Raw genomic sequence first — 8583 nt, 5'->3', positions numbered from 1 at the left:
TCGGTGAGCTTCTTGCCGAGCCGCCACAGCTGGGTGGCGAGATCGGCCAGCGCCGCGTCGGGCGGGTGGGGTACCGCGTCCTGGGGCGCCGACCCGACGCGCGGGGAGGGGAGTTCGGGGCGCGGCGGTGACTGATGGGCCTCCGGGGGGATACGGAACTCCGGCGGGAAGTGCCGCTGTCGCAGCCGCCCGCGCAGCCCGGCCCGAGGCGCCTCGCGGTCGCCGTCGCCTGCGCGGTCGCGTTTCACCGTGCCGCCTGGTAGCGCCGCAGCGTGCTGACCCGGTGCTTGCGCAGGGACACCAGCGTCACGTTCAGCGCGAGCAGCGAGAGCATGACGAAGCCCATGGCGGTGGGCGCTCCGATGAACGGCAGCAGCACCAGCCAGGGCGCCAGGACCAGCAGCAGCCGTCGCCACCAGCGCGCGGCGGCACTCACCGGCACCTTGGCGTGGATGCCGTCGCCGTTCATCAGATACGCGGCGATCGGGAAGACCGGTACGTACAGCAAGGTGAGCATGTACGTGGCGCACAGCACGCCGTGCGCGTCGGGGCCCGCCGAGCGCCGTGGGCGTACGCCGCAGCCCGCGACCGAGCCGATGAAGGGCTCGCCCCGTACCGGCGCGGCGACGCTCCTGCGGTCGGTGGCCAGGTCCCGCAACTGCCGGGACATGGTGCGGTCGCGCGGAGCGACCGCAGACGCCAGGGCCCGCAGATGGCCGGCGGCCCGCTCGACCCTGCCGCGCCGGCACATCGCCTGCAAGTACGGGAACAGATCGGGCGAGGGTCCGGTCGGAACGGCGGCCCCCACACTGGCCTCGACGCCCTTCTTGTTGGTCGCGACCAGCTCCCGCGTCCTGGGGTCGCGGGCGAACTCCTCTGCCCGGCGCAGCAGTCCGAGCGAGATGCCCGGCGGGTGGTCCGCGTTGTAGTGGGTGACGGCGCACTGGTTGAGCACGACGGCCAGTTCCTCGCTGAGCGCGCCGGCGAGCGTCGCTTCGGCGCCCAGCAACGCCCGTACCGTACGCATTGGTTCGTCGGCCTTCTCCAGCAGCTCGTTGCCTGCGGCGCCCGCCCCGTCCTCGTCCGCCCGCGCCTTCTCGCGCGCGGCGTCGCAGGCCGTACGGACGGCCCGCTCCGCCGGGCGGACCACCTCGCGCAGCGCGTCGGCCACGGCGTCGTCGGGCAGGGGCGAGTCACGCAGCAGTGTCACCAGCCGGTGCCCGGCGCCCTCGCTCCCGGTCCGCACGGCGCGCAGGGCGAACTCGGCGCTCACGGAGGCGAGATGGCGGGGCAGTCGGTCGCGTAGCCGCCGTACGGTCCCGGTGGTCAGCCGGGGATCGCCGATGTCGGTGACCCGCCGTTTGGCGTGGTCCCAGAACTCGCGCGACGCCAGCACCGAGGCCCAGGCGGCGAGGCCCCGCGCCCACAGCTCGTCCAGTGCCCTGATCGCTTCGGAGCCGGGCGGGTACGGGCCCGCTTCCTCAATCTCGACGGCCTCGCGGTGGGTACGGACCGCCAGGTCGTGCTCGACGGAGAGCGGGCGGCCGGGCTCGTCCGAGCGCCACAGCCACAGCAGTTCGTGGACGAGCCGGGCGACCGGGTCGCGCATCGTCTCGTACGCGGCCCGCACCGATTCGGTCGCCGGCGGCGCGGTGGCGGGAGTTGCCCCGGACGGGTCCCGCGCCGGATCCGGATCCGGGGCCCGCGCCGGGTCGTGGACCGGGCCGCGCGTCGGCGCGGCCAGCCGGCTGGCCAGGACGGCCTCCTCGCGTGCGCGGCGGATCTGCGCGGGTGTCGCGTCCGACGCGAGTCCCGTGACGCGGAAGGCGTTGTTGCGGTAGAGATCGGCGCCAGAGATCCGGTCCAGGACGGGGTGCAGGTCGTCCCCGGGTGTGCTCATGTCCCGCTACTCCTCTCTGACGACTGGTGCGACTGGTGCGACTGCGCTGACCGTTCCGCGTCCCGGCGCGCGAACTGCGCTGCCAGCGCGCCCGCGTCGGGCGTCCGCTGCTCGCGCTCCAGCCGCAGGGCGCCCAGCACGATCCGCTCCAACGACTCGTCCACTTCCGGGTTGAGTTCGCGCGGCGGCTCGGGCGGCGCGCGCCGGTACGTACCGGCGATCCAGCCCGCGAGGCCCTTCGGGTACGGGAAGTGGCCGGTCAGCAGCAGATAGCCGACGACGCCCAGCGCCCAGACGTCACCCGTGCGGGAATCCCCCCGGAATCCCAGCAGCGTCTCGGGCGGCTTGAACGCCAGGACTCCCTGGGCGCTGGCCAGTTCGGTGACGGGGTTGGTGTGCGTCGCGAGGCCGAAGTCGCCGAGGCGCGCCCGCAGCCCCTCGCCGGGGCCGTTGTCGTCCCCGTCGTAGCCGATCAGGATGTTCTGCGTGGTGATGTCGCGGTGCACGATCGGTGGGTGCGCCGCGTGTGCGACGGCGAGACCCGAGCTGACCTGGTGCAGGATCCGCGCCACGTCGGCCACCGGTACGGCGCCGGTCCGCTCCTCGTGCGCGGTACGGAAGCGTTCGAGCGTGCCGCCCGCGACGTACTCCATCGTGAAGTAGCCCCGCTCGCCCAACACCGTGGTGACCGTGCCCGCGTCGAAGACACGGACGATGTTCGGATGGCCGATCCGGGACAACAGGACGGCCTCCGCGAGCATTTCCTCGACCAGCGCGGCGCTGCCCGTCCGCTTGAAGACCTTCATCGCCTGCCGCCCCAGGTACGGGTGGCGTACGCGGTAGACCTCGGCGTAGGCGCCCTCGCCCAGGAAGCGTTCCACCACATGACCCGCACGGGTGCGCCGGCCGTCGGCGAGCAGCGGACGGCCGCCGTGCGGGGTCGGCGGAGGGGGAACGGGGGAATGACCGGAACCGCCGGGCCGCATCGCGCCGTCCTCTCCACTCGTGGCGGGCTGTACGGCGCGAAGGCTAGGTCCGGCCCGCCGGGACCGGTCCCGGTAACCGGTCGGGGGCGATCCGGGGAACCGCTTTCTACGGCGTCACCGGTGCGTTACGCTCCGACGCCGGAGCACGATGCGTGCAATGGAGTGACGCTGTGCGGGTTTTGGCAGAAGCCGGGGACAAGGTCGCCGGGCGGTACCTCCTCAAGGAGCGCATCGGCGCCGGCGGGATGGGCATCGTGTGGCGGGCGCACGACGCGAAGCTCGACCGTCAGGTCGCCGTCAAGTGCGCGCGGGTGGAGGACGCGGACGCCGCGAGACGGCTCAGGAGCGAGGCGCGTACGGCGGCCCGGCTGCACCATCCGCACATCGTGTCGGTCTTCGACCACGTCGACGACGAAACCCGGTGCTGGCTCGTCATGGAGTACGTCCCCTCGCGCAGCCTGGCCCAAATCGTCCAGGCCGAAGGCCTGTTGAGCCCCGAGCGGGTCGCCGCCATCGGCTGGCAGATCGCGGACGCGCTGGCGGCCGCGCACGCCAAGGGCGTGGTGCACGGCGACGTCACACCGGAGAACATCCTCGTCACCGACGAAGGGGTCGCGAAGCTCACCGACTTCGGCATCGCCCGCGCGCTGTGGAGCGACGCGACGCAGGACCCGACGGGCGGGGTGCCGGGCAAACCCCGCTACATCGCCCCCGAGGTGGCGCGGGGCGCCGCGGTCAGCCGCGAGTCCGACCGGTTCTCCCTCGGCGCCTCGCTGTTCGCCGCCGTCGAAGGCCATTCGCCGTACGGGGAGGCCGGCAGCCCGATGGCGTACATCGGGCGGGCGCTCGAAGGGCACATCGAGGCGCCGAGCAGGGCGGACGGGCTCACCGAACCGCTGACGGCGTTGCTGCGCCGCGACCCCAAGGCACGGCCGACGGCGGTCGAGACCAGGAAGCTGCTGGAGGCGGTCGCCCCGCCGTCGGAGGAGATCCTGCGGCTGCGCGGCGGTACCGGCCGCCATGTCCCGCTGTCCCTGCCGCCGTTACCCGTCCTTCCGGCCCGGCGGCGCGTGCTGTTCGCGGCCGGTGCCGCGGTGGCTGTCGCCGCCGTGGTCACGGGTGCGCTGCTGTTCTGGCCTGGCGGCTCCGACGGGCCGGGCGGCGGCGGTTCCGGCGGCGCGGGGTCCGGGGCGGCTCCGGGCGTGGGCGCCACCGCGCATCCGCGTACGGAGCCGGTGGCCGCCGGCACCCTCGGCGAGGCGCGTACCGCCGACCCCTGCGCCCTGCTCGACACCGCGTCGCTCGACTCCTTCGGCGACACCGAACTCGACCCCGCGTACGGCAACTTCGACCGCTGCGACATCGTCGTGTCGGGGAAGGGGCAGGGGGACAAGGGCGGCGGAGCCGACGCGGAGACGGATGTCGCCGTCACCTTCATCGGCACGGAGACGGAGATAGGGCCGCATGTCCGCGCGGAGAAGTCCGGGAATCTGACCGTTGCCAGAGAACCGCTCGACGGCGACGAGTGCGACACGACCCTGGGTCTCCCTGACGGCAACTACATCCAGATCATGGCCCGGCAGACCGGCGACAGCGCACCCGATCTGTGCGCCATGGCCGAGGCCGCGACGCGGCACGCCGTCGCCGTACTGGCCAAGGGCCCTGTGCCACGGCGTCCGTTGGCGGCTGTCCCGGGCTCGCTCGCCCATGTCGACGCCTGCGGGCTGCTGAGCGCCACCGTCCTCACCCGGACCCTGCCGGGGGTCGATGTGGCCCGTCCGGACGCCGGTTTCGGCAACTGGGAGTGCCGGTGGAGCGACACCGCCGACGACAACGACGTGGACCTGCGCTTCGACCACGACGGTCCGCTGGACGCCGACGAGGGCAGGCCCACCGAACTCGCCGGCCACCAGGCGGTCGTGTCACCGGAGTTCGACGGCGACGAGAGCTGCACCGTACGGATCGTGAACCGCACCTACCAGGACATCACCGGCGAGACCAAGGTGGAGCTGGTACAGCTCACGCTCTCGGGCCCCGGCACGGTCGACAAGCTGTGCGGCGGCACGGAGCGGCTGGCGGCGGCCGCCGCTGCCGCCCTGCCGAAGGCGGCGTCATGACGGCACGCGTCGAGGGAGGCAGCAAGCTGCCCGCCACGTACGGGAGTCTGGCCCGGGGTGTGCCAGCGACGGCGCCGGGCACCGTGTTCGCGCTGGCGCTGACCGGCGGTATGCGGCTCGGTCCCGGCGAGGGGCGCGAGGTGATCTTCGGGCGTAACCGGCCCGAGGTCCATGTGTGTCTGGGGGAGGACGACTCGCTGGTCAGCCGGCACCACGGCACGCTCACCCACCGGCAGGGACAGTGGTGGGTCAGCAACCACGGCCGGGTCCCGATCCGGCTCGAAGGGGCCAGACTGCTGTTCAAGGACGAGGACCCGCTGCCGCTCGGCCCCGGCTACACCCCCTTGTTCGTGCGGGGTTCGCAGCACCGGGAGCACCTGCTGGAGGTCTTCGTGGCGGGCCCGGAAGGCGCGACGCCTGTCCCGCTGCCCGCCGACATCACCCGCCCGCCGAGGAGTTGGGTGCTCACCGACGACGAGCGGCTGGCCCTGGTCGTCCTCGGCCGCCGCTATCTGCTGCACGATCTGCGTCCGCAGCCGCTGACTTGGAAGGAGACGGCCGCCCAGCTGACGGAGCTTCAGCCGGACGCGGGCTGGAACGCCAAACGCGTGGAGCGGCTGGTGACAGCCGTGCGGATACGGCTCTCCCGCGACGGGGTGCCGTGGCTGACCCGCGAGGAGGTCGGCGAGCCGGTCGGCAACACCCTCAACGACCACCTCCTGCGGGAGCTTCTGCTCTCTACGACGCTGGTGCCGCCGGACCTGGCACTGCTGGACGGGCTTGAGCTGTGACCTGGTCCTGAGCGATGGTGACGCGCTCGTGCACGACAACGGACCGGCCGGGCACCGGGAGTTCGATCCCCTCGGCGCGGTACCGCATGTGCAGCTGCTTGATGAACTCGTGCCTGATCAGATACTGGTCACTGAACTCCAGCGCGCGCAGTATCACCGTGAAGCCGACACCGGACTCCGTGAACGTGTGGAAGCGCACGGACGGTTCGTAGTCGGCGACCCCGCCGGTCACCTCCGCCATCACCTTCGTCGCGACCTCTATGGTCACCTGCTCGACCTGGCCGAGATCGCTCCCGTACCCCACCGCCGCCTGGATGAGCAGCCCCATCTGCTGCTCGGGCCGGTGGTAGTTGGTCATGATCGTGCCCGCGAGCTTGGAGTTCGGGATGATCACCAAGTTGTCGGAGAGCTGACGCACCACGGTGTTGCGCCAGTTGATGTCGATGACATAGCCGTCCTCGCCGCTGCTCAGCTCGATGTAGTCGCCGGGCTGCACCGTCTTCGACACGAGTATGTGCACGCCGGCGAAGAGGTTGGCCAGGGTGTCCTGGAGCGCCAGCGCGACCGCGAGACCGCCCACCCCGAGGGCCGTTATCAGCGGCGCGACCGAGACGCCGAGCGTCTGGAGCAGCACCATCACACCGATCGCCAGCACGGTGAGCCGGGTGATGTTGACGAAGATCGAGGCCGATCCGGCGACGGCCGAGCGCGACAGCGTCACCGACTTCACGAGGTCGGCGATCACACCGGCGGTGGCGAAGGTGGCGGCCAGGATGACGACCGCGATCATGACCTGATTGACGCGGTGGCCGACCGTGGCGGTCAGCGGCAGCGCCGCGGCTGCGGCCGAACCGCCGATCGCGAGCGCGGCCCACGGCGCGAGCGTACGGAGCGCGGAGACGACGATGTCGTCGCCGCCCCACCGGGTGGCGCTCGCCCGCTCGCCGAGCCAGCGCAGCGCGATCCGCAGCAGCACACCGGCGGCCAGACCGATGAGGACGGCAGCGACGGCGATGGCCATGTCGTGCCAGGTGATCTCGCGGGTCACTACGCTGACTTCTCCTGGTGCTCCCGCTTCGGCGGCCTGCCGCGCGGTACGAGTGTCGGGTTCACGTTGTCGAGCACGGTGTCGCGGTCGACCACGACACGCGCGACGTCGTCGCGGCTCGGTACCTCGTACATCACATTGAGCAGGACCTCTTCGAGGATGGTCCGGGCGGCCCGCGCGCCGGTGCGGCGCAGCAGCGCCTGTTCGGCGATGGCCTCGACCGCGTCGTCGGTGAACTCCAGCTCCACACCGTCGATTTCGAAGAGCCGCTGGTACTGCTTGATGAGCGCGTTGCGCGGCTCGGTGAGGATCCGCTTCAACGCGGCGCCGTCCAGGGGCCGTACGGTCGTGATCACCGGCAACCGGCCGACGAGCTCCGGGATGAGGCCGAACTTCAGCAGGTCGGCGGGCATGACCTCGGCGAACGTGTCGCGCGCCTCCCGCTCCTCCTGGCTGCTGACGGCGCCGCCGAAGCCGATGCCCCGGTGGCTGACCCGCTGTTCGATGATCTGCTCAAGGCCGGCGAAGGCGCCGCCGACGATGAACAGCACGTTCGTCGTGTCGATCTGGATGAACTCCTGCTGCGGATGCTTCCTGCCGCCCTGCGGCGGCACGTTGGCCGTCGTGCCTTCCAGCATCTTCAGCAGCGCCTGCTGCACGCCCTCGCCCGACACGTCACGGGTGATCGAGGGGCCCTCGCTCCTGCGCGCGACCTTGTCGATCTCGTCGATGTAGATGATGCCGGTCTGGGCCTTCTCCACATCGTTGTCGGCGGCCTGGATCAGCTTCAGCAGGATGTTCTCGACGTCCTCACCGACGTACCCCGCCTCGGTCAGCGCCGTGGCGTCGGCGATGGCGAACGGTACGTCGAGCATCCGGGCGAGCGTCTGCACCAGATACGTTTTTCCGCAGCCGGTCGGGCCGAGCAGCAGGATGTTCGACTTGCCCAGCTCGATCGTGTCCTGCTTCGCCGCGTGTCGGCCGTTGGAAGCGGCCAGCGAACGCAGCCGCTTGTAGTGGTTGTAGACCGCGACGGCGAGTGCCTTCTTGGCGCTGTCCTGGCCGATGACGTACTGACCGAGGAACTCATGGATCTCCATGGGCTTCGGGGTCTCGTGCGGCCCCGCGCCCTCGCCGTCCCGGTCGCCGCCCGCGAGCGCGTCCGGCTCCTCCTCGATCAGTTCGTTGCAGAGCCCGACGCATTCGTCGCAGATGCACAACGGGCTGGGGCCCGCGATCAGTTTCTTGACCTGCTTCTGGCTCTTCCCGCAGAACGTGCACTTCAGCAGGTCGCCGCCGTCACCGATACGTGCCACTCGGAAACGTCTCCTCAACGGTTGTGCGGACCGCGAGGGTCCGGACGGCTCTGAATGCTCAGAACATATGACGTTACCATCTGGAGGATGACGGGCGGATCGATTGGTGAGTGTGAGGGTGATGGGTCGGCTCAGCAGGGCGGAGCTGCAGGAGCGCAACAGGGCCAGGGTACTGGCAGCCGCCGAGGGGGAGTTCGCCGACAGCGGCTTTCGTGACGCCAAGGTGGACCGTATCGCGGAACGGGCCGGTCTGACCCGTGGCGCCGTGTACTCCAACTTCCCCGGCAAGCGCGGGCTGTACTTCGCCGTGCTCGCGGAGCGGGCCGAGCGTACCGAACGCGCACCCGCGGCGCCACGGCCCGAACCCGGCCGCACCCTCGGCGAGGCGCTCGGCGCGCTCGCCCGCGCCTGGGTGGCGCGGCTGC

8 protein-coding genes are annotated in these 8583 nt (G+C 71.5%); 3 read left to right on the top strand and 5 right to left on the bottom strand.

Annotated elements, in window-relative coordinates; translation table 11 throughout:
• From HY68_RS43635 to HY68_RS09700, 3 genes are all read right to left on the bottom strand, one after another.
• The coding region (locus HY68_RS43635; protein ID WP_198533241.1) for a hypothetical protein at positions 1-248 on the bottom strand (248 nt) is incomplete at its 3' end.
• On the bottom strand, positions 245-1900 hold the full coding sequence (locus tag HY68_RS09705; protein ID WP_041986980.1) for a hypothetical protein: 1656 nt from the start codon (positions 1898-1900) through the stop codon (positions 245-247). The genes HY68_RS09705 and HY68_RS43635, both read right to left, overlap by 4 nt.
• Entirely contained in the window at positions 1897-2886 is a 990-nt protein-coding gene (locus HY68_RS09700) for a serine/threonine-protein kinase (RefSeq protein ID WP_052457057.1), read from the bottom strand. The genes HY68_RS09705 and HY68_RS09700 overlap by 4 nt, the downstream gene beginning before the upstream one ends.
• A gap of 170 nt (positions 2887-3056) precedes the next feature.
• Here HY68_RS09700 and HY68_RS09695 point away from each other — a divergent pair, with 170 nt between their 5' ends.
• Both HY68_RS09695 and HY68_RS09690 read left to right on the top strand, forming a co-directional pair.
• The gene (locus HY68_RS09695; RefSeq protein WP_041986978.1) at positions 3057-5003 is read left to right on the top strand and encodes a serine/threonine-protein kinase; all 1947 of its coding nucleotides are present in this window, start codon (positions 3057-3059) and stop codon (positions 5001-5003) included.
• Positions 5000-5794 carry an FHA domain-containing protein gene (locus HY68_RS09690; RefSeq protein WP_041995539.1) on the top strand — a complete coding sequence of 265 codons (795 nt, stop codon included), beginning with the start codon at positions 5000-5002 and terminating at the stop codon, positions 5792-5794. Before HY68_RS09695 ends, HY68_RS09690 begins: the two co-directional genes overlap by 4 nt.
• On the opposite strand, the gene HY68_RS09685 is transcribed toward HY68_RS09690, so the two are convergent.
• Together HY68_RS09685 and clpX are read right to left on the bottom strand one after the other, a co-directional pair.
• Complete coding sequence (locus HY68_RS09685; protein WP_041986976.1) at positions 5742-6842, bottom strand: mechanosensitive ion channel family protein; 1101 nt, start codon at positions 6840-6842, stop codon at positions 5742-5744. The two genes, HY68_RS09690 and HY68_RS09685, sit on opposite strands and share 53 nt — an antisense overlap.
• Entirely contained in the window at positions 6842-8158 is a 1317-nt protein-coding gene (clpX, locus tag HY68_RS09680; RefSeq protein WP_041986974.1) for an ATP-dependent Clp protease ATP-binding subunit ClpX, read from the bottom strand. The genes HY68_RS09685 and clpX overlap by 1 nt, the downstream gene beginning before the upstream one ends.
• Positions 8159-8279: 121 nt before the next feature.
• Between clpX and HY68_RS09675 the strand changes: the two genes are divergently transcribed.
• On the top strand, positions 8280-8583 hold a 304-nt coding region (locus HY68_RS09675), incomplete at its 3' end, for a TetR/AcrR family transcriptional regulator (protein WP_041986972.1).

Source organism: Streptomyces sp. AcH 505 (assembly GCF_000818175.1).
In the GTDB taxonomy this organism is placed as follows: Bacteria; Actinomycetota; Actinomycetes; order Streptomycetales; family Streptomycetaceae; genus Streptomyces.
This window is presented reverse-complemented; position numbering and strand designations above follow the sequence as displayed.